The 21,131-nt window shown below is 54.2% G+C and carries 38 protein-coding genes; 32 read left to right on the top strand and 6 right to left on the bottom strand.

Translation table 11 applies throughout. The annotated features are described in order from the left end of the window. Nucleotides 1-31: 31 nt before the first annotated feature. The 4 genes from pemI to HV261_RS26815 all read left to right on the top strand — a co-directional run bounded on the left by pemI (nt 32) and on the right by HV261_RS26815 (nt 2,403). Nucleotides 32-289 carry a type II toxin-antitoxin system antitoxin PemI gene (gene pemI, locus HV261_RS26800; RefSeq protein WP_004187429.1) on the top strand — a complete coding sequence of 86 codons (258 nt, stop codon included), beginning with the start codon at nt 32-34 and terminating at the stop codon, nt 287-289. A 1-nt stretch (nt 290) separates the two neighbouring features. Continuing rightward, nucleotides 291-623, top strand: a complete 333-nt coding sequence (gene pemK-mt, locus HV261_RS26805) for a type II toxin-antitoxin system toxin endoribonuclease PemK-mt (protein WP_004187427.1) — start codon at nt 291-293, stop codon at nt 621-623. 92 nt (nt 624-715) lie between these two features. Beyond that, nucleotides 716-1,150: a LexA family protein gene (locus HV261_RS26810; RefSeq protein ID WP_004187425.1), complete on the top strand. Its 435-nt coding sequence runs from the start codon at nt 716-718 to the stop codon at nt 1,148-1,150. Beyond that, nucleotides 1,138-2,403 (top strand): translesion error-prone DNA polymerase V subunit UmuC, encoded by a 1,266-nt coding sequence (locus HV261_RS26815; RefSeq protein ID WP_024190314.1) that lies wholly within the window; start codon nt 1,138-1,140, stop codon nt 2,401-2,403. Before HV261_RS26810 ends, HV261_RS26815 begins: the two co-directional genes overlap by 13 nt. A gap of 122 nt (nt 2,404-2,525) precedes the next feature. Here HV261_RS26815 and HV261_RS26820 read toward each other — a convergent pair whose 3' ends face one another. From HV261_RS26820 to HV261_RS26840, 5 genes are read right to left on the bottom strand one after another with little or no spacing between them, the layout of a single operon-like run. Continuing rightward, nucleotides 2,526-2,735 (bottom strand): DUF7706 family protein, encoded by a 210-nt coding sequence (locus HV261_RS26820; protein ID WP_004187413.1) that lies wholly within the window; start codon nt 2,733-2,735, stop codon nt 2,526-2,528. Between the two features lie 2 nt (nt 2,736-2,737). Continuing rightward, complete coding sequence (locus tag HV261_RS26825; protein ID WP_004187411.1) at nt 2,738-2,956, bottom strand: hypothetical protein; 219 nt, start codon at nt 2,954-2,956, stop codon at nt 2,738-2,740. Nucleotides 2,957-3,000: 44 nt separating this feature from the next. Continuing rightward, nucleotides 3,001-3,684: a hypothetical protein gene (locus HV261_RS26830; protein ID WP_004206893.1), complete on the bottom strand. Its 684-nt coding sequence runs from the start codon at nt 3,682-3,684 to the stop codon at nt 3,001-3,003. Further along, a complete protein-coding gene (locus HV261_RS26835; RefSeq protein WP_021526647.1) occupies nt 3,681-3,953 on the bottom strand; it encodes a helix-turn-helix domain-containing protein in 273 nt (90 codons plus the stop codon). Before HV261_RS26835 ends, HV261_RS26830 begins: the two co-directional genes overlap by 4 nt. 17 nt (nt 3,954-3,970) lie before the next feature. Further along, the gene (locus HV261_RS26840) at nt 3,971-5,245 is read right to left on the bottom strand and encodes a type II toxin-antitoxin system RelB/DinJ family antitoxin (protein ID WP_047731887.1); all 1,275 of its coding nucleotides are present in this window, start codon (nt 5,243-5,245) and stop codon (nt 3,971-3,973) included. 526 nt (nt 5,246-5,771) lie between these two features. Between HV261_RS26840 and HV261_RS26845 the strand changes: the two genes are divergently transcribed. Genes HV261_RS26845 through HV261_RS26855 form a run of 3 tightly spaced genes read left to right on the top strand, consistent with a single transcriptional unit; the run spans nt 5,772 to nt 6,883 of the window. Next, entirely contained in the window at nt 5,772-6,116 is a 345-nt protein-coding gene (locus HV261_RS26845; protein ID WP_004187406.1) for a hypothetical protein, read from the top strand. A gap of 3 nt (nt 6,117-6,119) precedes the next feature. Further along, nucleotides 6,120-6,299 (top strand): hypothetical protein, encoded by a 180-nt coding sequence (locus HV261_RS26850; protein ID WP_122019363.1) that lies wholly within the window; start codon nt 6,120-6,122, stop codon nt 6,297-6,299. After that, entirely contained in the window at nt 6,299-6,883 is a 585-nt protein-coding gene (locus HV261_RS26855; RefSeq protein ID WP_004187403.1) for a hypothetical protein, read from the top strand. Before HV261_RS26850 ends, HV261_RS26855 begins: the two co-directional genes overlap by 1 nt. A 305-nt stretch (nt 6,884-7,188) precedes the next feature. On the opposite strand, the gene HV261_RS26860 is transcribed toward HV261_RS26855, so the two are convergent. Next, nucleotides 7,189-7,734 carry a hypothetical protein gene (locus tag HV261_RS26860; RefSeq protein ID WP_004187400.1) on the bottom strand — a complete coding sequence of 182 codons (546 nt, stop codon included), beginning with the start codon at nt 7,732-7,734 and terminating at the stop codon, nt 7,189-7,191. A 140-nt stretch (nt 7,735-7,874) separates the two neighbouring features. Between HV261_RS26860 and HV261_RS26865 the strand changes: the two genes are divergently transcribed. The 25 genes from HV261_RS26865 to HV261_RS26985 all read left to right on the top strand — a co-directional run bounded on the left by HV261_RS26865 (nt 7,875) and on the right by HV261_RS26985 (nt 20,786). Continuing rightward, nucleotides 7,875-8,336: a hypothetical protein gene (locus tag HV261_RS26865; protein ID WP_117094272.1), complete on the top strand. Its 462-nt coding sequence runs from the start codon at nt 7,875-7,877 to the stop codon at nt 8,334-8,336. Then, nucleotides 8,333-8,581, top strand: a complete 249-nt coding sequence (locus HV261_RS26870) for a helix-turn-helix domain-containing protein (protein ID WP_004187394.1) — start codon at nt 8,333-8,335, stop codon at nt 8,579-8,581. Before HV261_RS26865 ends, HV261_RS26870 begins: the two co-directional genes overlap by 4 nt. Further along, nucleotides 8,574-9,161, top strand: a complete 588-nt coding sequence (locus HV261_RS26875; RefSeq protein WP_004187392.1) for a restriction endonuclease — start codon at nt 8,574-8,576, stop codon at nt 9,159-9,161. Before HV261_RS26870 ends, HV261_RS26875 begins: the two co-directional genes overlap by 8 nt. After that, nucleotides 9,158-9,643: a hypothetical protein gene (locus HV261_RS26880; RefSeq protein WP_004187390.1), complete on the top strand. Its 486-nt coding sequence runs from the start codon at nt 9,158-9,160 to the stop codon at nt 9,641-9,643. The genes HV261_RS26875 and HV261_RS26880 overlap by 4 nt, the downstream gene beginning before the upstream one ends. A gap of 41 nt (nt 9,644-9,684) precedes the next feature. Beyond that, nucleotides 9,685-9,888 (top strand): hypothetical protein, encoded by a 204-nt coding sequence (locus HV261_RS26885; protein WP_223216382.1) that lies wholly within the window; start codon nt 9,685-9,687, stop codon nt 9,886-9,888. A gap of 18 nt (nt 9,889-9,906) precedes the next feature. Beyond that, nucleotides 9,907-10,647: a tyrosine-type recombinase/integrase gene (locus HV261_RS26890; RefSeq protein WP_004187383.1), complete on the top strand. Its 741-nt coding sequence runs from the start codon at nt 9,907-9,909 to the stop codon at nt 10,645-10,647. Nucleotides 10,648-10,887: 240 nt separating this feature from the next. Then, the gene (parM, locus tag HV261_RS26895; RefSeq protein WP_004187382.1) at nt 10,888-11,862 is read left to right on the top strand and encodes a plasmid segregation protein ParM; all 975 of its coding nucleotides are present in this window, start codon (nt 10,888-10,890) and stop codon (nt 11,860-11,862) included. A 2-nt stretch (nt 11,863-11,864) separates the two neighbouring features. Then, nucleotides 11,865-12,308 carry a plasmid partitioning/stability family protein gene (locus HV261_RS26900; RefSeq protein WP_004187380.1) on the top strand — a complete coding sequence of 148 codons (444 nt, stop codon included), beginning with the start codon at nt 11,865-11,867 and terminating at the stop codon, nt 12,306-12,308. 9 nt (nt 12,309-12,317) lie between these two features. Beyond that, entirely contained in the window at nt 12,318-12,881 is a 564-nt protein-coding gene (locus HV261_RS26905; RefSeq protein WP_004187378.1) for a phospholipase D family nuclease, read from the top strand. A gap of 117 nt (nt 12,882-12,998) precedes the next feature. Then, nucleotides 12,999-13,505 carry a hypothetical protein gene (locus HV261_RS27870; RefSeq protein WP_004187377.1) on the top strand — a complete coding sequence of 169 codons (507 nt, stop codon included), beginning with the start codon at nt 12,999-13,001 and terminating at the stop codon, nt 13,503-13,505. After that, nucleotides 13,498-13,977: a helix-turn-helix domain-containing protein gene (locus tag HV261_RS26915; protein ID WP_004187375.1), complete on the top strand. Its 480-nt coding sequence runs from the start codon at nt 13,498-13,500 to the stop codon at nt 13,975-13,977. The genes HV261_RS27870 and HV261_RS26915 overlap by 8 nt, the downstream gene beginning before the upstream one ends. Nucleotides 13,978-14,005: 28 nt before the next feature. Continuing rightward, a complete protein-coding gene (locus HV261_RS26920) occupies nt 14,006-14,416 on the top strand; it encodes a hypothetical protein (RefSeq protein WP_004206907.1) in 411 nt (136 codons plus the stop codon). A 118-nt stretch (nt 14,417-14,534) separates the two neighbouring features. Next, nucleotides 14,535-14,714 (top strand): hypothetical protein, encoded by a 180-nt coding sequence (locus tag HV261_RS26925; RefSeq protein ID WP_004187364.1) that lies wholly within the window; start codon nt 14,535-14,537, stop codon nt 14,712-14,714. Nucleotides 14,715-14,786: 72 nt separating this feature from the next. After that, nucleotides 14,787-15,647 carry a DUF4942 domain-containing protein gene (locus HV261_RS26930; protein ID WP_004206911.1) on the top strand — a complete coding sequence of 287 codons (861 nt, stop codon included), beginning with the start codon at nt 14,787-14,789 and terminating at the stop codon, nt 15,645-15,647. A 189-nt stretch (nt 15,648-15,836) separates the two neighbouring features. Then, nucleotides 15,837-16,175 (top strand): hypothetical protein, encoded by a 339-nt coding sequence (locus tag HV261_RS26935; RefSeq protein WP_004187354.1) that lies wholly within the window; start codon nt 15,837-15,839, stop codon nt 16,173-16,175. A gap of 97 nt (nt 16,176-16,272) precedes the next feature. Further along, nucleotides 16,273-16,503 (top strand): Hha/YmoA family nucleoid-associated regulatory protein, encoded by a 231-nt coding sequence (locus HV261_RS26940; RefSeq protein ID WP_004187345.1) that lies wholly within the window; start codon nt 16,273-16,275, stop codon nt 16,501-16,503. 297 nt (nt 16,504-16,800) lie between these two features. Beyond that, nucleotides 16,801-17,037: a hypothetical protein gene (locus tag HV261_RS26945; RefSeq protein WP_011154457.1), complete on the top strand. Its 237-nt coding sequence runs from the start codon at nt 16,801-16,803 to the stop codon at nt 17,035-17,037. An 84-nt stretch (nt 17,038-17,121) separates the two neighbouring features. After that, nucleotides 17,122-17,532 (top strand): DUF1380 family protein, encoded by a 411-nt coding sequence (locus HV261_RS26950; RefSeq protein WP_004187342.1) that lies wholly within the window; start codon nt 17,122-17,124, stop codon nt 17,530-17,532. 61 nt (nt 17,533-17,593) lie between these two features. Continuing rightward, the gene (locus HV261_RS26955; RefSeq protein ID WP_004187339.1) at nt 17,594-17,899 is read left to right on the top strand and encodes a hypothetical protein; all 306 of its coding nucleotides are present in this window, start codon (nt 17,594-17,596) and stop codon (nt 17,897-17,899) included. A gap of 200 nt (nt 17,900-18,099) precedes the next feature. Further along, nucleotides 18,100-18,540: an antirestriction protein gene (locus HV261_RS26960; protein ID WP_004187338.1), complete on the top strand. Its 441-nt coding sequence runs from the start codon at nt 18,100-18,102 to the stop codon at nt 18,538-18,540. 43 nt (nt 18,541-18,583) lie between these two features. Beyond that, a complete protein-coding gene (locus HV261_RS26965) occupies nt 18,584-18,868 on the top strand; it encodes a hypothetical protein (protein WP_004187337.1) in 285 nt (94 codons plus the stop codon). Between the two features lie 154 nt (nt 18,869-19,022). Beyond that, a complete protein-coding gene (locus HV261_RS26970; protein WP_004187336.1) occupies nt 19,023-19,244 on the top strand; it encodes a hypothetical protein in 222 nt (73 codons plus the stop codon). Between the two features lie 71 nt (nt 19,245-19,315). After that, a complete protein-coding gene (locus HV261_RS26975) occupies nt 19,316-19,750 on the top strand; it encodes a single-stranded DNA-binding protein (protein WP_004187334.1) in 435 nt (144 codons plus the stop codon). 55 nt (nt 19,751-19,805) lie between these two features. Continuing rightward, nucleotides 19,806-20,117: a DUF5983 family protein gene (locus tag HV261_RS26980; protein WP_004187333.1), complete on the top strand. Its 312-nt coding sequence runs from the start codon at nt 19,806-19,808 to the stop codon at nt 20,115-20,117. A 132-nt stretch (nt 20,118-20,249) separates the two neighbouring features. After that, a complete protein-coding gene (locus HV261_RS26985) occupies nt 20,250-20,786 on the top strand; it encodes a hypothetical protein (protein ID WP_004187332.1) in 537 nt (178 codons plus the stop codon). Nucleotides 20,787-21,131: the final 345 nt, after the last annotated feature.

A 21,131-nucleotide genomic window follows, 5' to 3' on the forward strand; every position in this document is an offset into this window, starting at 1 on the left:
ATATTTAAATATAACTTTTATGGAGGGAAAAATGCATACCACTCGACTGAAGAAGGTTGGCGGCTCAGTCATGCTGACCGTCCCACCGGCACTGCTGAATGCGCTGTCGCTGGGTACAGATAATGAAGTTGGCATGGTCATTGATAATGGCCGGCTGATTGTGGAGCCGCACAGACGCCCGCAGTATTCACTGGCTGAGCTGTTGGCACAGTGCGATCCGAACGCTGAAATCTCGGCAGAAGAACGTGAATGGCTGGATGCGCCGGCGGCTGGTCAGGAGGAAATCTGACATGGAAAGAGGGGAAATCTGGCTTGTCTCGCTTGACCCTACCGCAGGTCATGAGCAGCAGGGAACGCGGCCGGTACTGATTGTCACGCCGGCTGCTTTTAACCGCGTGACCCGCCTGCCTGTTGTTGTGCCCGTGACCAGCGGAGGTAATTTTGCCCGCACAGCAGGCTTTGCTGTGTCGCTTGACGGCGCCGGCATACGTACCACCGGCGTTGTGCGTTGCGATCAACCCCGGACGATCGATATGAAAGCCCGCGGCGGCAAACGACTCGAACGGGTGCCAGAGACTATCATGGACGACGTTCTTGGCCGTCTGGCCACCATCCTGACCTGACCCCAGCGTGCCGGCATGAAATATGCCGGCATTGCCTGTTTCCTGAAGCCTGCAATATACTGTATGTATAAACAGTTGTTGGAGGCTAAATTATGGCGCTGGATCTCGTTTATCCCCGGCCTTCAGTGGAAGGTGACGCACTCCCTTTTTTTGCCGAGCCCGTTGCGGCCGGCTTTCCCAGCCCGGCCGCAGGCTATGAGGCCAATGAACTTAACCTGCATGATTACTGCGTGCGGCGTCCGGCCGCAACGTACTTCTTGCGTGTGTCCGGCGATTCTATGCGTGATGCCCGCATTCATGATGGCGATGTGCTGGTCGTCGATCGGGCAGAAGAGCCCCGGCACGGCAGCATCGTGATTGCCAGCATCGATAATGAATTTACGGTCAAGCAGCTGCAGCTCCGCCCTTACCCCTGCCTGATGCCGCTGAATCCGGCTTTTCCGCCAATCAGGTTTGATCCAGAGGCGCTGCAGATATGGGGTGTGGTTACGTTCACTGTCATGAGACACCGCCCGTGTACGCCTTAATCGATGTCAATTCGATGTACTGCAGCTGCGAAGAAGCGTTCCGCCCTGATTTACGAGGTCGCCCTGTGGTCGTTCTCAGCAACAACGACGGGGCGCTTGTTGCGGTCAATCGCGCGGCGAAAGCGCTTGGCGTGCGCCGCGGGGAGCCCTATTTCCGCTGCCGCCGCCTGCTGGAACAGCATAACGTTGCCGTATTCAGTTCCAACTACACCCTTTACGCCTCATTCTCCGCCAGATTTGCAACCGTGGTGGAGAGTCTGGCGCCGCGGACATTTGTTTACTCAATTGATGAGCTCTTTGCGGATGCCTCTCATATGGAGGGAGTGATGACGCCGCAGGCGTTTGGCCAGCTTTTGCGGGCTGAAGTGCTGCGCCAGACAACGCTCACCTGTGGAGTCGGCGTCGCGCCAACGAAGACGCTGGCCAAGCTGTGCAACCATGCCGCAAAGACGTGGCCTGCTACCGGGGGGGTTGTGGCGCTCAGTGATCCTGTAAGACTGAAAAAGCTGATGAGCCTGGTGGCGGCCGGCGATGTGTGGGGCGTTGGCCATCGTACCGAAAAAGGGCTGGCGGCAATGGGGATCAAAACGGCGCTGGCGCTCGCAGAGATGGATATCCGTCTTGCACGCCGGTTGTACGGTGTGACGCTGGAAAGGACCATTCGTGAGCTGCGTGGCGAGGCCTGCTTTGCCCTGGAGGAAGGAACCGGCGCGAAACAGCAGCTTGTTGTATCCCGTTCGTTTGGAGCACGGGTCACGCAACTGGCGCAGATGCAGCAGGCGGTGACTAAATATGCCACACGGGCAGGGGAAAAGTTGCGCCAGGAAAACCGCCTGGCGAAGGTGGTAACGGTCTTTATCCGCAGCAGTGCTTATGACGCCGGCGGTGTGCCCTACAGTAACCAGGCTACGGAAGTGCTTCCCGTGCCAAGCCAGGATACCCGCGACATCATCGCCGCGGCGCAGCTGGGACTGTCGCGTATCTGGCGTGAGGGCGTGCGGTATGCAAAAGCCGGCGTGATGCTCAGCGATCTGCAGGGATATGAAACCCAGCTGGATCTGTTTTCGCCGGCTGCTGTGCGGCCGGGCAGCGAAAAACTGATGGCCACCATCGACAAAATAAACAGGGAAGGAAGGTCAAGGATCTTCTTCGCCGGAGAAGGTATTGATCCGGAATATGCCATGCGCCGTGAAATGTTGTCCCCGGCCTACACCACGCAGTGGAAGGATATTCCCGCGGCGTTTATGCGATAACAGCGATGTGCAGCCGCTCTTGACGGCGGCTTGTTTTCCCTGGTGTCGGGAACATTAAAACCTCTCCTTACTGCCCGCGTGATAGGGTTGTATTTCCGGCTAATTCCAGATAGTCCCGGCCCTTATCGTGGTGCATAGCCCTCTTCAGCCAGTGCTTTCATGATCTGGTTGATTCCATCCATCATCAGATATGCCTCAATATCTGACGTCGCCAGGCCGCGGCAGTCACTGAATCCCAGACGCTTAACCAGTTGCGCCAGAGCCTGCGCTTCTCTGTGTGTCAGTTGTATATTCACTTCAACGGGTTTTTCGTGGCGAATTTCATCTTTCATGGTCAGAGTCCTTTTTTGATGTTTCGTGAAATGTACCAGGCTTCTTTTGCCTGAGCTACAGCCCAGATCCAGACGAGAGTTGACACAATGCACAGCCCCGTCATGTTCCAGAAATGACCTGTCGTATATTCATGGCTATGAAGCAGGAGGCCGGCGCCGGCCGCCAGGCTCATGACCAGGAAAAGGACGGCTGCGCCGGCGTGATAAATGATGCTGAACATGTAAAACCCCCTTCTGGCGACGGTAGCGCCAGTCTCTGTCTGTATTAAATGGTCGCCGCCTGCCGGGCGTCTGCCTGCATCATGGCGTCAATCAGGGCGCCGGCGCAGGCAATATTCAGGCACGTCATGTTCGATTTCAGGGTCGCCATCATGTCCGCGCGGCTTCTTTTCAGAAACGGCTGCAGCGGACCACGATAGCCCTGTGAGGTCACGATAATCAGCTGAGTGGCCGCATCATGCAGTGCCGGCACGCCGGCCAGAATATCCTGCTCAGCCGCGCTGATATACACGGGTGAACCGGCGATCACAAAGCGCTCGTCCGGGCAGCGTTGCATCAGCTCAGCCAGGGAGGCGCAGCGGCCAGCCAGCGGGGGCCGTGCCGTCAGTGAGCCCCAGACGGTCGCCGGCGCGAAGGGCATGGCGTGAAACGTTGCCTCATACGCGACCGCCGGATCGGTATGGTGGCGCAGCCCCAGACCGGCCGACATGGCCCACAGCTCGATGCCCGGCCACCGCGCCGCGATACCGCGGGCACGCAGCCAGTGTGCGCCCCGGTAAAGCTCTCCCGTTTCCAGCACCCTGCCAGGACGGCGGGCAGCCTGGGCGATCAGCCTGTACCAGCCGTCAAAGGCGTCATCAAGGGAAGTGTCGCCCGGAAAAACGGTATCCTCCACGCTGCCCGCCTTGCGCCGGGTACAGGTGGTGATGAGGTGAAGACGTCTGTTCATTCAGGGCCTCCCGGCTCTGGTGCGTCTGTGCCTGCCGCGCGCGGTTCGCCGGGCCGCCGGGCACGAATATCGGGCAGACCCCGGCAGGCATCGTTCCAGTGCGTGCCCCGTTCGGGGTTATTGGCCAGCTTACTGATCCAGGTTTCTGACACATTCCAGCGGCGGGCCAGCTCCTTCTGCTTCCAGCCTTTCGCCCTGAGCAGCGCCCGCCACTCCTGCGGGGAAAGCGGCGCCGCCGTGATGCCGGCCGCATGACAGGTCGTTTTCATCGCGTATGCTCCCGGCCCTAATCCTGCCCCGGCCGTGCCGGCTGGATTTGACGCAGTATTGTTGTTGCCTGCCATCCCGTAAACCCGAAGGTATCGGCCAGTTCGCCGGGCAGTGACGCGGCCAGGCGCGGCAGTTCGTCCGGGGATTCATTGTGAAAGACAAAACTGACCCCCTCATCCCTGATGCGCGACATCAACATTGCAATAAGCCGGTGCGGTCCCTCATGGCTGGCGTATTCCGTGACCTTTTCAGTAAACCGCCGGGGATTGCTGCAGCTGATACCCCGGTCGGCCAGGAACGCCAGAAAGCGCTGCAGGAAACCGGGGAGATCCCTGGCGGTCAGGGCGGGTTTCAGCACCGCTTCTGCCTGGGCCTGTGTGAAGCCAAACGCCGCCGCCAGCTCAGGGGAAAAGTCCGGCGTGTCAGCGCTGGCCTCAAAAATGACGCCATCGTTTATGGCCTGCTGTATGCCAGGGGGCATATTCCCGATCATATTTTCACGCACGCCCCATGCACGGCCGGCGCTTTCGGTCAGTCTCTGCGGATCGCTGCAGCTGACGCCCCGCTCCGCCAGGAACGTCAGGAAACGCTGCAGGACGGCGGCGCCGATCTCGCCGGAGACGGGCGCTTCCCCGGAGGGATAGAAGACCCTGACGTTGGTGTTATCCAGTAAGGCCTGTTCAGCGCCGGCGCCGGACCCGGTGCTTTTTCCGCTCCGCCAGGCCGTATTATTTCGACTGACGATGGCAGGATCGACATGTTCGCTGTCCACGATGCTGTTAATGAACGTCACTGACTGTTCTTCGCTGAAATCAAAGTCGCGCTGTAACAGGGACAGCAGCCTGTCATGCCAGTCATCTTTCACGCGACTGGCGGCATTAACCATGAACGTGACGTTCAGTACACCGGCCAGTAAACAGGCAGCCTGGTCGGCCACATACAGGCTGAAGTACTCCAGTACCGCCTGTTCAAATGCAGCGGGATCGCAGCAGACCACTTCCACAGCTCCCAGCGACTGCAGAAACCGCCGGGTGTTTTCGGTCACAGCGTCGGCGGGATTGAGGGCGATGGCGCGGCCGCGCTGTGACTGGATGTCAAATGTGACGATACGCTCCGTGACGGGCATCCGGCCGTGATCGGCGATGAAGCGGTAAAGCTGCTCCACTGCTTCCGTGGCGGTCATGCCCATTGCCTCCAGACGCAGTTCGGCGCGTTTCTTCAGCTGCTCATCGAGACGCACGGTCAGCTGGGCGTTTTTGGCCCGCTTTTTACGTTCAAAAAAACCGGTCATGCTCCTTCCTTTTTGTACAGTCATTTGGCTTTACATAATGTACAGCCATTTGTACCGCACTTTTGCGCGCGGGACCACATTTTTTCACCGTTGCGGTTTAGCGGTATTCTCCGCAGCGCCGCCACTTATCCACCGTTTCTGTGGATAACGCTATATGTAGTGGCTCCCTCAGCTGGAAACGGCACAAGATATGGTGTACGTGCCGTCAGTCGTGCGACCGCTCCCCTGCCTTCCTCTCCCTGTTGATTTCGCTTTTTGCGGTATTTGCGTTTTTTCCGCAATGGCGGCGCCGGCCAAAAGGTATTTTCCGGTGGTTGCAGGCGTAAAAGTCACAGGGTGAAAAGATAAGGGGGCGAATCATCATGCGGGGTAAATCGTGCGGTCGTCACGCCGCGTGATGATTACAGGTGTGTCGCTTTGTTGAATTAGCTTTTAGTGCTAAATCTAAATATTTATAATATACGAATGAAACCTAATTTATTAGAGTGTGGTTATTCAGTAAACAACGGCAAGCGGAGTGAATGGTATGGAATATGAAGCGTACAAGGTTCGCGGCTACGGCTTCGGACTGAAGAAAGAGATCACCGGCGTGCTGGGTCGTTACCCCACGCAGGAAGAGGCGCAGAAGGTCGCGGACGACTACACGCAGGCCTGCCTGCCGGATAACCTGCCGGACAGCTACGATATGGGCATGGTCCGGCCGGTCGCTGCCGGCGAACCTGCCGCCCTCGATACGGACGTTTTTCGCGGTCCGGGCGCGCCGTTCATGATGGATGCCGGCCAGCTAAGCACAGGTCAAACCGTATGCCTGGGCAAAGCGGCGGATGGAAAACGGTTTTATGTCGGCGGGGAGCATTCCGGTGGCCAGTGAACAATGTTTAACAGAGAGGGGGTTATGATGCGTCAGGGGGTGATTTCTGCCGTTATATATTTACTGCTGGCAATGCTGGTCATGATCTACATGCCGGAGGGTTACTCCGCGATTAGCTGGGCCATAGGCGCGGTTGTGGTTGTGACGCTGATTTATATTCGTGCCCGTAAAGGAGAGGATTGATGGCCACCAAGCATATTAATGACGAGCTCTGGCATCGTATTGAAGTTCTGACCGTCCGGGCAAATGCCAGGCAAAACCTGATCCGCCCGGTCAAAGAAGCGGACGTGCTTCATCTGGTTCTGCAGCGTGGCCTGGAGCTGCTTACAGACGACGATCTGCTGCAGCTGGGCAAGTACCGCCGGCCCATAGGATTTGTGCTGCGTCGGCCGGGCATGGAGATGCTGAAGCTGGACACACTGAGTATGGCTGACGCTGCTACTATCCTCATGCGCAGCGGACCGGCAACGCTGTGCATCTGGAGTCGTGACGATATCCTGCGGCAGGCCAGTGAAGCGGTGATCCGCGAACGGCTACCGGAAACGGCCCTGCTGTCGGAGGGGGATGACCGGGCCCGGTTCCAGACGCTGCTGCCTGGCGTCTGGAATGCCGCGAACCGTGGCGAAACGGCCGTGATTTCCCTGCGTGCTGACAATGCGGATCTCGCTATTGCACGCATCACTGACCTGATGTGCGAATCCCTGCTGGGTTATAAGGGGCAGCGGGCATACCGGGCAGGTGAAAACGAACAGGGAGAAGAGTCATGAACATGCGAGGCATTCTTTTTGTACTACTTCTGGGAGGTCCGGAGCAAAAACGTGCAGCAGCTGGACAGTCGTGCTGAGCTGACCGGAGATGAGATCAGTGCAATTCAGAAACTGGCCGCGGACAGTTCTCGGACCGACATTTGATGAAATGAATAAGGATATACAAAAGGAGCCCAACTGGTGAGGAAGGGCTCCTTTTAATTACTAGACGTTTTTACTACTTAACTTTCTGTCGGAGTAAACGGAAAATTAATTTGTTAATCACTGTCAGTATAAGTACCCGATAAACGTGGTGCAACTCCGTATCAGAAATTACCGCCAGTGCTTGAATCCAGCGCCCTGAACAGGGCTTCATGAGCGGCATCCAGAAGGCGTCCAGGCAGAAGGACATCATTCACGCGGTAACTCTGACCGTTCTGTGTGGTCACGGTGAGGTAATATTGATCGTCAAACTGCCTATCGGCACCGATATGCACAATGTTGGACGTGTCGATCCAGCACAGGTTTGTGCCTTCCACAGGATGAAGAGGTTTGATTCGGCCTTTCAGCCATTTCTGCGGGCGTCCCGGCCAGGATTTAATGGTAATGCCGTGCTTATAGTCGCGGGTTCTGGCCACAAAGGCCGCTACTTTATCTTCATCCATCTCTTTTGCTGAGGTGTTCTCCTTGAAGTAGTACGGATTGAGGTTGTATTGCAGCTCTTCAAATAGCTTCATATACGTCACCTGATCATCCAGGCTTTCCCCCTGATTTTTCAGGCTGCTGCCCCAAACTTCTTCCAGATTGGCTTTCAGCGCCAGCGTGACCGCCTCAAATTCTTCCTGATGTTTATCGTAGTAGTTGATATCCATCGCGTCTCCTGTTGTGTTTATGGCGAATTTGCGGAAATAATATACATAAAAAATGTTCAAATATGAACATTTTCAGGCTATAAATACAGGCAGATTATAACAGGCCAGTCCACCAGGATTCGGCCAGGAGCTGAGTACGCATGATAAAGAAACCACTTATTGCCGGCATCATGCTGGTTGTGGCGCACACCGCCGGCGCTGCGCAGGTTGATGATACCAATCTGCAGCAGATTTATACCGAGGCGGGCATTCAGGGTATATGCAGCGCCGGGATGCTGGCTGTGCCGGAAGGGGCCAGAGATGAAGTTGTCCCGCAGAACGTCAGACACCTCCTGGTTCAGTGTGCCTATTTCGACGAGCAGCAGTTGCGCCGGCGTGCCGGCCTTCCGGCTCAGACATTTAGCCACTGGCGTGACCGCAATGCGGTCCTTAATCTGTCGTCTGACCAGGTATCTGATGCGCTCTGGCTGTCAGCGTGGCGTGATTTCCGGGCACAACTGGCCTCGGCCTACCCGGCCCCGGCGGAAAAAAAGGCACAGGGGAAAGAGGCCGTACCCGCCGGCACGAAGCCCAGCACTGAGCATGGGAGTGCGGCGGATTGACCGGCTTTGACTTGATCCTGTGGCGACGGGGCCTGAACTGGACCCAGGAACGCGCCGCGGCTGAGCTCGGTATCAGCCGTACCAGCCTGGTAAAATATGAGGACGGTGAGACAGTACCCCGGACCATACAACTTGCCACCGTCGCGCTGACGCTGAAAGCGGAATGGCCCACCCTGAAAACCATGAGCAAAGACAGGCTGCTGCGGCAGCTGAAGTATGAAGTGCTGAGGATCGATAATGAATGAGTCCATCCATGTTGTCGGCTCTTTTATCCTTGCGGGTATCCTGCTGTATGGCCTCTGGCAGGGTACACGGCGACGCCGGCGCCGGCACGAACGGAAACAGGCCAGCGCGGTACGTGTGATCGATAAAATTAATACGTTTCCGCATTTCGGGCAGAAAATTGCCTATCTGCGCAAGATTGACCCGTTTGTGTTCGAAGAGCTGCTGCTTGAAGGCTTTGAACGCCGGGGCTTTGAAGTGATCCGTAACCGCCGGTATACCGGTGACGGCGGGATTGATGGCCGTGTGAAGATTGATGGCCAGACCTGGCTTATCCAGGCCAAACGCTATACCAGCTATATTGCCGTTGGCCACGTCCGTGACTTCAGCGACCTGCTGAACGCCACCGGTGCCCGCGGTTTTTTCTGCCATACCGGCAAAACGCGCGAAGGCACCAAATCGCTCATTCGCGGAGACAGCCGCATGATCCTGGTCAGTGGCCAGAAGCTGCTAGACCTTATTGCCACCGATGCGCCGTTTATCCCGTATCCGGGATACCGGCCACCGACCGAAATGGTTCATCCTGAACAGGAGACAACATGAAATTCAAAGGATACGTCGCCGCCCTGCCGGCACTGCTGCTGACAGGGTGCGCCATGCTCCCCGGACAGCCCACCGATTATGACCGCTTCTGTAACGTCTCAGGCATCGCCAGCCACGGCGAAACCTACCGTGTCAGTGACAGCCAGGATTTCTGGTTAACCCCGAACGGCCGCTATCTCAGCCAGGCTGAGTACAGCAGTCCGGCAGATACGCTTCAGAAACTGACGGGCGTGGTCAGTGGTGAAGATCCTGACCAGGTGCGGAAGAACGCCGTCAGGGTAAGGGTGTTCCGCGTCGAGAGTGAAAACAGCCATAAAGGTGCGTGCCTGCCTGTGCGTTATGACGATAATGGCGCACAGCGTAAAATGGATTCACTGACTAACGGCCGCCGTATGGTGGTATTCAGTGAAGATGAAGGTCAGTCTGGTCAGCAGATTTACAACAAAAGTCGTGGTACAGGATTCAGTTACAGGTTGTTATGAGTGGATTGAAAGGCCGCCGAATCAGCGCGGATATGTTTGCTATGATGTTAAAAGTATCTGCCGGGCAGCTGGTTTTTGCAGCCCGGCATGACAAGCCTTTACGCGGACTGACCCTACCCCCTTACAGAATCGAAGGCGGGAAAAGCTGGAGCTCGACCGCCTCCACCCGCAGTATGACGTTTGATATGCAGGATGCGGTCGAATTCAGCGAGAAATTTCATAAAATTCAGTCGCCTGACGGCTGATTAGCGGATTTTAAAAAATTGAACACTTTCCCCCTGCAAATTTCCCAGAATTCACGTAGCGACGCCATCGGGACCGGGCGCGTGACATATGCCTACTTCGATTATGCCGATGCGCTGGCGCTGCGGGAGATGGCCAGCCAGGCTGATTTACCCAAATACCTGCTGGCCCCGGAGGTGTCGGTGTTTCTGCGGTATGTGCCAGACCTGCGCCAGCAGGTCCTTTTCGATACCCTCTGGAACACGGGCGCGCGTATTAATGAGGCGCTGGCGCTGACCGGCGCCAGCTTTCAGCTTGACGGTTCCCGGCCGTTTGTCCGGCTGAAGACGCTTAAACAGCGTCAGCGTGGCCGCGGCAGGCCGGGCAAGGATGAAGAGGTGTTCCGTCTTGTTCCTCTGACCGATCCTCAATATGTCAGGAAGGTGCGTGAATTTCTGACCACCCTGCGTATTGGTAAACAGCAGCTGCTCTGGCCGGTGCAGAGTGATAACACGCCGCGTAACTGGATCAGGAAGGCACTGGACCTCGCAAAACGTGACTCTGTCACTTTTAGTATCCCTGTTACCTGCCACACGTTCCGTCACAGCTTCTGTATGCACCTGATCCAGCATGGGGTTCCGCTGAAAGTTGTACAGGCTTATGCCGGGCATTCCCGGCTGGAAACCACAGAAACCTACACGCGCGTGTTTGCGCTCGATGTTGGTCGTCAGTATGGCGTCCGATTCAGCCTGCCAGACAGTCATTTAACGCTCCCGGAATAATCTGTATCCCTCCCTGATATTTCCGTATAAATCTAAATAAATCCCTTTTCTTTCTATGTCAGACCGTTTTCAGGACGGTCTGACCGTCTTTTGTTGATTTTTATTCGGTATTTTTCTGTATTTTTCTATATTGGTGCATCTTTTTGTCTTTACACGTCAGCAGAGATGCGTAATAATCCATTTGAAAGCTGTATTTTTCCTGATTTCTACGGTTTTTTTCTAAATAATGTGAGGTTCAAAATGCGTATTTTTGTTGATGACGGTTCCACCAACATCAAACTGGCCTGGATGGAAGAAGGCGCAGTGAAAACGTTGATCAGTCCGAACAGCTTCAAGCCCGAATGGTCCATGACATTGCTGACAGATTCATCGGTGCCGGCTTCCGCCAACTATGAAATTGACGGGGAAAAGTACAGCTTTGACCAGCTGAGCCCGGATGCCGTGCGCACCACGGAAACACGCTATCAGTACAGTGATGTGAATGTCGTCGCTATCCACCATGCCCTGATGCAGTCTGGCATTGAACCGCAGCCGGTTGATGTTGTGGTGACGCTGCCGCTGGGCGAGTACCTGGATGAAAACGATCAGCCTAATATGGCCAACATCGAGCGGAAAAAAGCGAACGTGAAGCGCGCGGTGGCCGTTCAGGGGCGTGAGAGCTTTACCGTGCGTAAAGTCAGCGTACTGCCAGAGTCGGTCCCTGCAGGCTTCAGTGTGCTGAAGGATCTGGACGATCTGGACTCCCTGCTGATTGTGGATATCGGTGGAACCACGCTGGATATCGCGCACGTTCGCAGCAAAATGTCCGGATTCACCAAGACGCATTGCGATCCTAAAACCGGCGTATCCATCATCACCGAAGCCGTAAAACATGCACTGGATACCAGTGTGAGCACCCGTACCAGTTCGTATTTTGCCGACCGTCTGATCCAGGCGCGAAATGACGAAACGTTTCTTTCCCGTTACCTCCAGAATGCTGACCAGCGGGCCCAGGTGATGAAGGTACTGCATGAGCGGGAAAAAGCCCTGACGCACCGTGTCACCGATTCAGTTGGCCGCTTTGCCGGCTTCACGCACGTCATGGTTGTCGGTGGCGGTGCCAGCCTGGTCGCCGGCGCAGTGAAGCAGGCCACGGGGGTGAGTGACGATCGTTTCTTCGTCAGTGATAACCCGCAATTCGATCTGGTTCTGGGTATGGTGGCAATGAAGGGCTGAGTATGACTGATAACCGTAAGTGCTCGTTTTATATCTACCCGGAGCGCAATGCGGCGGACCGGGTAGCCGACGGCTTTCTTGAGAAACTGCCTCAGAAAGAGCGTGGCCGCGCGATGCGCGCCATGATGCTCTGTGGTGCCGCGTTGATGAAGCAGGACGAACGCCTGCCGTTCCTGATCGCTGAATTCCTGACGGAGAGCACCACGATGCAGGATATTCAGCGGATCATCAGCAGTACGCTGCCGCAGCAGGATACAGGAGAAATGGCGCGTCTGGTTGAGGCGTTTCTGCAGGCCACCGGCGGTGGCAGCAATACGGTGTCGCCGGCAGGCGGCGCTGCGCCGGAAAACAGTCCCGCCGTGGCTCCCGAACCGGCAGCACCGGAGGATAAGAATCTGGAAGAAACCCGTAAGAACGTCCAGCATCTGTTCCCGGATGATGATTAAGGGGGCTGCGTGAAAAAATATGTGCTGTTAACCCTGACCCTCATCGCCGGCGCCGTGGCAGCAAACCCGGTAACAGCGGCCGGCAATATTGCCGGCGATGTCCAGGCGCAAGCTGCGACTGAAGTGAAAACCGGGTTTTCACCCGGCGGGACCGCATTAAATCTGGTTCTGGATTCAATCGACCACGCGCAGCATGAGATTCTGGTTGCCGCGTACAGCCTGACCAGTCGTCCTGTTGCCGGCGCGTTGCGTGCCGCAAAAAAACGGGGCGTATCGGTGGTGGTGGTGGCCGATCGCAAAGCGAACGACAACCGGTACACCGAAGTGAACTTTCTGGCCAATAACCGCGTGGCGGTGCGGATCAACGATAACTACGAGGCCATGCATGATAAATTCATGGTCTTTGACCGCCGCGCCGTATTGACCGGCTCGTTTAACTTCAGCGCCAGCGCAGACAGTCGTAATGCGGAAAATGTGGTGCTGATCAGCGGCGCGCCTGCAGTAACTGAAGCCTACGTGAACGAGTTTTCCCGTTTATGGGGCGAAGGAAAGGACGTGGCTCCACGGTACTGACCTACAGCAGCGGCAGAAACTCTGCCGCCTGATTTTTAACTTGATTTATATGGCTCATTCGTCGTATTATCAAGGCTCATTTTTCGGTAGCGCCCCGACTGGCGAAGGAGTAAAACCATGCAATCATTCCCCCTGTTCGTTTCCCGTGTCGTTCCTGTGATCACCCTGAGCCATTGTCTGCGGCAGCGGCGCTGGTCCCTGCACAACACGCCATGCCAGATTGACCTGAGATCAGGTTGTCACCTGCGCTCACAGCCTTTCGGCACGCTATCCAGACGGGAAATAAGCGACCGGCCACCGGCTATGCCCCGCGGTTACTGGTTCAGGCAATGCAGCCGGGATGTCATGTTTACGGGGCGCATCGATCAGGCAGATCCTATGAAACAGGTCTATTACAACGAAGGCTGGAGCGGTCCGAACAAGTATACGTTTGAAGTTTATCAGCTGGAGAACGGGAGTTACCGGGCGCTGGCCCGCAAATGGAATGGCAAAATCAACAAGGTGCAGCAGGAAACGCAGTACCTGTCTGACACGCGGGAGGGGCTGAAGCACCAGGACTATCCCCGCACGCGCCAGGTGAAAATTTTTCTGAATTCAGACTTCTGGGAGAAGGGTAATGATTAAGATGGTTAGCGTCGTTCCGCAGCCGGAAACAGTGAAGACGCTCCGGGAAAAAATGGGCATGACTGAAACCGCATTAGGGGCTGTCATGGGGTACGAACTGCGCGCCTGGCAGCGTAAGGAAGCTATCAGCGACGATCTCAGCCAGTACAACAAGACCAGTCTTCGCCCAGGCGAATATAACATGCTGATGCTGATCGCCGGCGTGCATCCTGATTACCGCCTGAACAGGGCATTCAGTCCTGATGATATGGTCAAAGATCCCGCCACGGCCGAAGACGTTCGCCGCCTGCGTCTGGCGCTGGGGCTGAAGCACGCTGAAATTGCAGCGCTGTTTGGCTATAAACCGGCGTCATGGCAGACCAAAGAAAAGGCTGCTCAGCGCGGCGTAAAGCTCAAGACCGGGGAATTCAATTTCCTGTTACTTCTGGCCGGTGAGCATCCGTCACTGCAGCTGGTTGAGAAGGCGAAATAAGGCCCGCGGCGACCAGAGAGGACCCTTTATGATCACCACACGCCGAATGTTAATGCTGTATGCCTGCCTTGTGCCCGTAGCCCTGACAGGGTGTGATCTGGCTGATTATTTCCCGAATGTGCCACAGCCCGTGCCCGTGATTTCGCCCGGCTATCAGGTTGATATCGATGGCCACCCGGTCCGAATATCAGGATTTGATGACTGTCCGCGGGAAAAAGATGAAGCCCGGCACGCAGCTGCACAAGATGAGAAAGGCTGCATTGTGCTGTCTGCAGAGCGTTCCGAGGTGAAGGTCAGACTGTATCAGCCAGCCGGCGCCGTCACCGAAACCTGGCGGATCATCCGGGAAAAAGACGCTCGCCAGAACGATATTATTCGCCTGCAGCGCCCGAACGGTGCGCTTGTGATGCAAAATTTACAGGGGAAAGAGTCTCCTTAAACCAGGGAAATAACAAAATTAACTTGATTTATATGGCTCATTAGACGTATAATGATCACATCGAAAGGCAATAAGGCTTTTCGCGGTAGCGCCCCGACTGGCGCAGGAGTAACAAATTATGAGTAAAGCACTGACCCCCTCCCAGCTTAAAGCTGAACTGGAAACGCAGAAAGATGCGCTGCTGAAGGCGTGCCTGTATGCCCTCAACGAAATCCCTAACCGTCGTTTAAGTGGCCCGTATGCGTCCACGTATGCGCTGGCCGAGCAGGTCAGTAAACTGCTTCAGCGCTGCAAATAATCATTGATGGGCTGGCATTGCCAGCCCTGTTCACCCCTTACGGTAGCGCCCCGCATGGCGCAGGAGTCTGAAATGTCATCTGAAAAAACTCTCCCGTCGGTCGATCTGATGTCCTGCCAGCATGGCGGTGAAGTGATCCCGTCCATAGCTATTGAGCGCATTATCTCGTTGCGGAATGAAGGTATTCGCGTCTATCTCGACGGCATAGACAAGCTGCGAAAAGCGCGCGATCTGATGCAGCAGGCCGGAGGCTGTCAGTACCTGTATGACTACGACAAAGCCGTAGAGAGCGCGATCAAATGGAGCGACACCAGACCAGACCAGGCCGAAACGGCTATTTCCCGCGTTATCGACGGAAAAATCTGGGATCGGCTGATGTCGGAAACCGGCATGTATACGCTGATGAGCAACAAACAACGTCAGGAATGGGATCGGCAGGTGGCAGGCGAGGAAATGCCGCCGATAACGCTGGAGAACGTTATGAGTACGTTCCGGCACCTGAACGCAAGCAAGGCCGATACTTTCACGCAAGGGCTGATTGATATCTTTAAATCCCTGTCGTGGGATTATAAAACCAATAACCCCTGCATGTTTGGCAAGCGTATCATCATCGCGCCGTTGCTCGATGTCTGGCGCAGTGGCTGGGTGCGCTTCAGCTCAGACGGGCACACCAAAATTGACGATCTGGCGCGGCCGTTCTACGTGCTGGACGGGCGTAACGTGCCTGATTACCGCGTTTCTGACGGTGCCAAACTGGATGCCTTTTTCAGTGAAAACCAGTTCAACGGTAAGGTGTTCGAGTGTGATTACTTCAGCGTGCGATATTACAAAAAGGGCAGCGCGCACATTACGTTTAAACGCCCGGAGCTGGTTGAGAAGATCAATAATCTGGTTGCCAGTCACTATCCCGGAATGTTACCCCCTCGCGTGTAATGCAGACGGCAGGCCGCATTTGCGGCCTGAAATATAAACAGGGAAAGGAAGTATTCCCCGGCCTGAAAAAATCATGCCGGGCATGTATTTATTGCTTGATTAATATGGCTCATTAGACGTATAATAATCACATCGAAAGGCAATGAGGCTTTTCGCGGTAGCGCCCCGACTGGCGCAGGAGTAATAAATATGGCTATTCAATCCCTTCAGTTCCGTAACGGCTCCGTTTCTCTTGGTGATGTTTTTGTTTCCAGCTGGGGTTATGAGCAGACAAATACCTGTTTTTATCAGGTGATCGCCCTGCGCGGTAAGAAAACCGCCGTACTGCGCCGCATCGCTGCGCAGCAGGTGAAAGCAGACAGTGCAATGTCTGGCGAGTTAAAGCCGGTATTGAACGACTTTAAAGGCGAACCCGTGACCCGTCGCATCTGTGAAAACCATGAGCATCCGTCTGTCAGCATTGACGAGTACGAACAGGCTTATAAGACCGATCCTAACGAAAGCCATTTTTACAGCACCTGGGGCTGACCGCCTGCTACGCCCCGCAAGGGGCGTATAGTCGAAGACTTATTCAACCAAAACGTGAATACTATGCGAAATAACAAGGCGCTCAGGACGCAGATACATGGCGGAAACAGTTTATCAGGCGCGGAGGCGTTTTTACCTTCTCCGTTTTCGGCGCAGTCGTAACCCGGACACACTGGAAAAAATGTACGAATCCATGCGGGATCGTGGACAGGTGCCGCCGGAGGACACCGAGGCTTTTGAGGCTGCCGCCGACCATCGCCGCGCAGAGCTGGCATCGGGACGCATCTGGGATAAGATCCCGCCGCATGTCTGGCAGTATGTAAAATAATCACAGCGCCCCTACACGGGGCGTTTTTTTGCTTGCATATATGGCTCATTAGACGTATAATGTTTTTACTGATTCAAATCAGTACCTTCCTAAACAGCCTTACAGGTGCATTATGACCTCTTCTGAAATCCTCCATAACCTCCCTCAGATTATCACGGCCGTGGCCGCCCTCATTACAGCCATTACCGGGCTGATTAAAGTCATGAAGGATAAAGGTAAGGACTGAACCGCCGCAGGGGGCGACAGCCCCCTGCATCCCTAACCGGCAGCGCCCCGACTGGCGCAGGAGTAAAAAAAGTGACAACGCTGCATATTCGAGAAATTCCCACTGATGGAGCGCCGCCTATCTGTGCAGGCCGCTCAATCTCAGATGATGACCTTTGCGCCTCATGCCAGCATCTCGACTATCGCCCTGGGCACCTCAGCGCCTGCCTGCTGTCAGGTTGCGGGCGTGACGACTGGCCTTCAGAACTGGATGCAAACGGCTACAGCGTTGCCTGTAGCAGCTATGAGCGTGAAAAATCGCTTGATTAATATGGCTCATTAGACGTATAATTATCACATCGAAAGGCATCCGGTCTTTCGCGGCAGCGCCCCGACTGGCGCAGGAGTTTTACAATGCACGGTAACGTAAATGAAATTTGCGCAAGGCTTCTCGATAGTTTTGATCCACAGCAGCGGATCAGCCTGCTGATCTGGACTGCTGAAGATGTCCATGACTGCACCAGTGATATGAACCTCACTGACGATGAGGCCGAAGCCGTTCTGGCAGAAATCGCGGAATGCAGTTCACACAGCCGTTATGGCGTCGGAAAAGATACCGTCTGGAGCCTGGCAAAGCAGGTGCGCGAAGATGCCGCCCGCGATCGAAAAATAGAGGTCAATGCCGAGGCGCTGCAAAAAGTCGTGGCGCTGGCGGCGCAGTTTATCCGGCTGGAAGAAATCCAGTCTGGTGAAGGAGCTGCACGCCGACTTTATCCGCAGGAGTCTGAGGCGCTGGAGTGCATCACGAAGGTGATTAACGGCTAATTCACGCAGTAACGCAGCGAACTTTCACGGTAGCGCCCCGACTGGCGCAGGAGGAAAAAACATGTCCCAGAATGAAGCCTATTACGACACGCTGGCCCTGATTGAAAAGGGGCAATGGTGTTTCGGCAGTATGGACGAAGAAAACGAAGAGCGGGCAATCAAGGCCGCTAAGGCGCTGGCGCTGTTTGCGCGCCTGAATGAGCAGGACTGCGACGGACACCCGGTTTCCGAAATCATCGTTGATTTTATCGCTAACCTGATGCACCTGGGGGAAGCGATAAATTTTCGTGTGCTCGATGAAGAAAGCGCGGTGATCCCGTTGGTCAGGATCGCCGCCGTACACTTTAACGCTGAAACAAAGTCATAGTAATCATGTGAATCAGAAGGGGGCAGGCGTGATCCTGCCCCCAAAAATGGACAGGGGAAAGAGTTCTCCCGCCTGAAAATATTCAGGCAGGCGGGAATTTTTTGCTTGATTAATATGGCTCATTAGACGTATAATAATCACATCGAAAGGCAATCCGGTCTTTCGACGGTAGCGCCCCGACTGGCGCAGGAGTACAGAAAATGTCTACTGAACTGAATCAACCCGCCATCACTGCACGCATTATCCCCAATAACCGCCGCATGGCCTTTCTGCCACGTCTGTTCGGCGCCTGGTATCTCACAGGTGAGGCCGGTGTCTACAACCTCGCACGCTCTCTCTGCGCCGATTATCAAGGCGGTTCCTGGGAGTTCGTCGAACTGTCTTGCGGTAGCGGCTTCATGTACCCACTGAGCGCAGAGCGCTTCACGGTATCGGTTAGCGGTAACTGGTTCGAAGGGGAACTGTCCGCAGAAGCTACCGGTATCGTGCTGACCCTGTTCACCCTGAACCACATGATCTGGCACGCACATGATGAAGGCTATCAGCACATCTGCGACATGCTGATCACCCAGCAGGAAAAGCTCAAATTATATGCCGACCAGCACGCCGAAGCCGGTTTGATTTACCGCGCGATTGACTGAAACGGCGGCCCCCGTGAGGGGGCCAATACTGACAGGGGGAAAAATGTTAACACTAACTGATATTCGCGCCAGCAATACGGTGCTGGTTACGGAATTTGGCGGCGTGCGTGCTGTGCATTTCTGTCTGCATGAAAAATTAAGCGGTAGCGACAACGATCTGTGGTTTCCGCTTGCCAATGGAGCCGACCTGTTCGAGGCGCTGGAAAGCATTATGTGCATCAATTTTGCCGCTGCTAACGTTGTCTCGCTGGAGTTCCTGCGGCAGAACGGGAAGTGCAAAGACTACCGGATCACCTACAACAAGGCCAAATTCAAGCCATTAGGTTAGATGTCTGGCATCATTTGATGTTCATATTTGAACAAAATTAAATAAAAAAAATACGTCTGATGAGTTGATAAAATGGCTCATTAGACGTATAATTATTACATCGAAAGGCAGTTGAGTCTTTCGCGGTAGCGCCCCGACTGGCGAAGGAGTTGAAATGAAAGAAGCAGACCAAAAAAAAGTGAATGCCGTAATGGCAATTGCTGATTATCTCGGTGTGAAAAATCAAATCGAGGTGATCGAATACTCAGCCGAATCAGTGCAGGTTGAGTGGCGAAATCCTAAAACAAAACAGCTTATTCATCGTGATTACACTTTTGCAAATTCCTTTGTAAAAGACTTTGAAAAAGCCCTGAAATCGAACGTGAAGTTTTACTGAAAAAGAGGGGGAGAAATCCCCCTTAATCCTCCCATTTTTTACTGATAAACATCAAATATATGAGGTGTATTATGTGGAAACGTGGCGAAAACAAAGTGATTCTGATGGGGCGTGCTGGCAAAGATGCAGAAGTGCGTTACACCCCAAACGGAACGGCCATTGCGAGCCTGACGCTGGCTACAGAAATCAGCTACAGCGACAACGAAGGGAAGGAGCAAAAAGAAACGGAATGGCATGATATTGTCATTTTTGGAAAGAAAGCCGAAGCAGCTGGGAAGTACTTCAAAAAGGGTATGATGCTGTATTTTGTCGGGCGCATTCGTAATAACAAATGGCAAGGGACAGACGGCAAAATGCGCAGCAATAAGGAAATTGTGATCGATAATAACGGCGAAATGCAGATGCTGCCAGGAGCTGGGCCACGTAACACCAGTGCAGAAGGCCAGGGAGGCATTGAAAATCATGATGAACCGCCGTTCCCGGATATGAATGATTACCCGCAGTGAGTATTTGAGTTAGAACGGCCCGCAGGACGCGGGCCGCCAATCCATAGGGGGGAGTATGAATATCAGTGAACAATATCGGGTGGCGGTCGTCAGTACCGGCCATGTAAAAAAAGAAGACGCGGAACTACTGGACAAGGTCTGTAACGATGACTTGTCCGGTCAAGGTTTGTTCTGGATCGAGAAAAATCGCTATGGGTGGATATTGCGTATTTCTGCTACTGAACAATGGCGAGTGGAATTAACCAGGGCGGGGATCAGTGCAAGTGCTTTGGATAATATAGCCGCGTTAAATGGTGCCGGGTTCGACTGGATTTGGTTTGACCGGGATGCGGAACAGGTGCCAGAACTGACCGTTTGGGAGTGGTAAACCGGTTAAAAATTTGCCTCGAAAAGGGGCATTTTTTTCTTGCCTGCAATGGCTCATTAGACGTATAATAATCGTGAAGTTTAAAAGTGGATATTGATTAAAACGCTCTGTAAATAACGTGGAGAGAATATTATGGCGGCCTTATACCCTTATGAGGTTTATACCCTTATTGTGTCAGAATTAATCGTAAGCCATTTTAATGATGTCGCTATGGTATATCCGGGAAGCGAAGAAATTAAAAAGAACTACGACAGTGAATTAAGTGCTGTACAGGTAGTTAATGGCATCAGAGAAAAACTGATTGAAGATGGTGTTATACAGTGCGAACAGTGCCCACTGCTATCCGAGTGGGATGAGAACAAGGTTATCAACCAGCTAATTAAAGATTACCGCCTGATTCTCAATCGTGACTATGAACTAAACCGTGTTCGTCAGCAGCTGGCCCCGGAGCTGATCGCACAGATAGAAAACTGGAAAGAGCAGAAGTATTCCGATTCTGCGAAGGAATACGAGGTGCTCTATGAAACCATCAACATCAACGGAAAGGAGGTTACAGGCAAACTAAACGTAGTTGCAGTAAGTCGCTTTGATGCTGTTTTCATCGTAGGGCAGCGTCACGCTAACGATAACTTTTTGGTTCTGGATGTGAAGGAGGTGATGAATCATTGAAATCCAGAAAAGGTGCCGGATTGCGCCAACAATCCGGCTGGGTAGGCAATTTAAATTGTGAGGTTCAAAATGCCATTGTGGATTATACACTATGCTGAAGATGTCGCAAACGGAGTGCAAACAAAGTCGCATCCGATGAACGCAGCGCAATGGGATCACTTCCGTTTCTGGTTGGCAGTGTTCCGGCGGATTAAAGAAGCCGCAATGTAATCTGTAACTGTCTCAGGGGCGCTGTATGCGCCCCTTTTTAATATCCTTGCCCGGACTCCTTTCCCTGTAAATTTATCGGGATCAAGGGCGGATCGTGGCCCTGAACGTGCGCACCATTGAGCGCTGCATCGCAGC

Source organism: Citrobacter sp. RHBSTW-00671, assembly GCF_014103415.1.
Lineage (GTDB): Bacteria > Pseudomonadota > Gammaproteobacteria > Enterobacterales > Enterobacteriaceae > Citrobacter.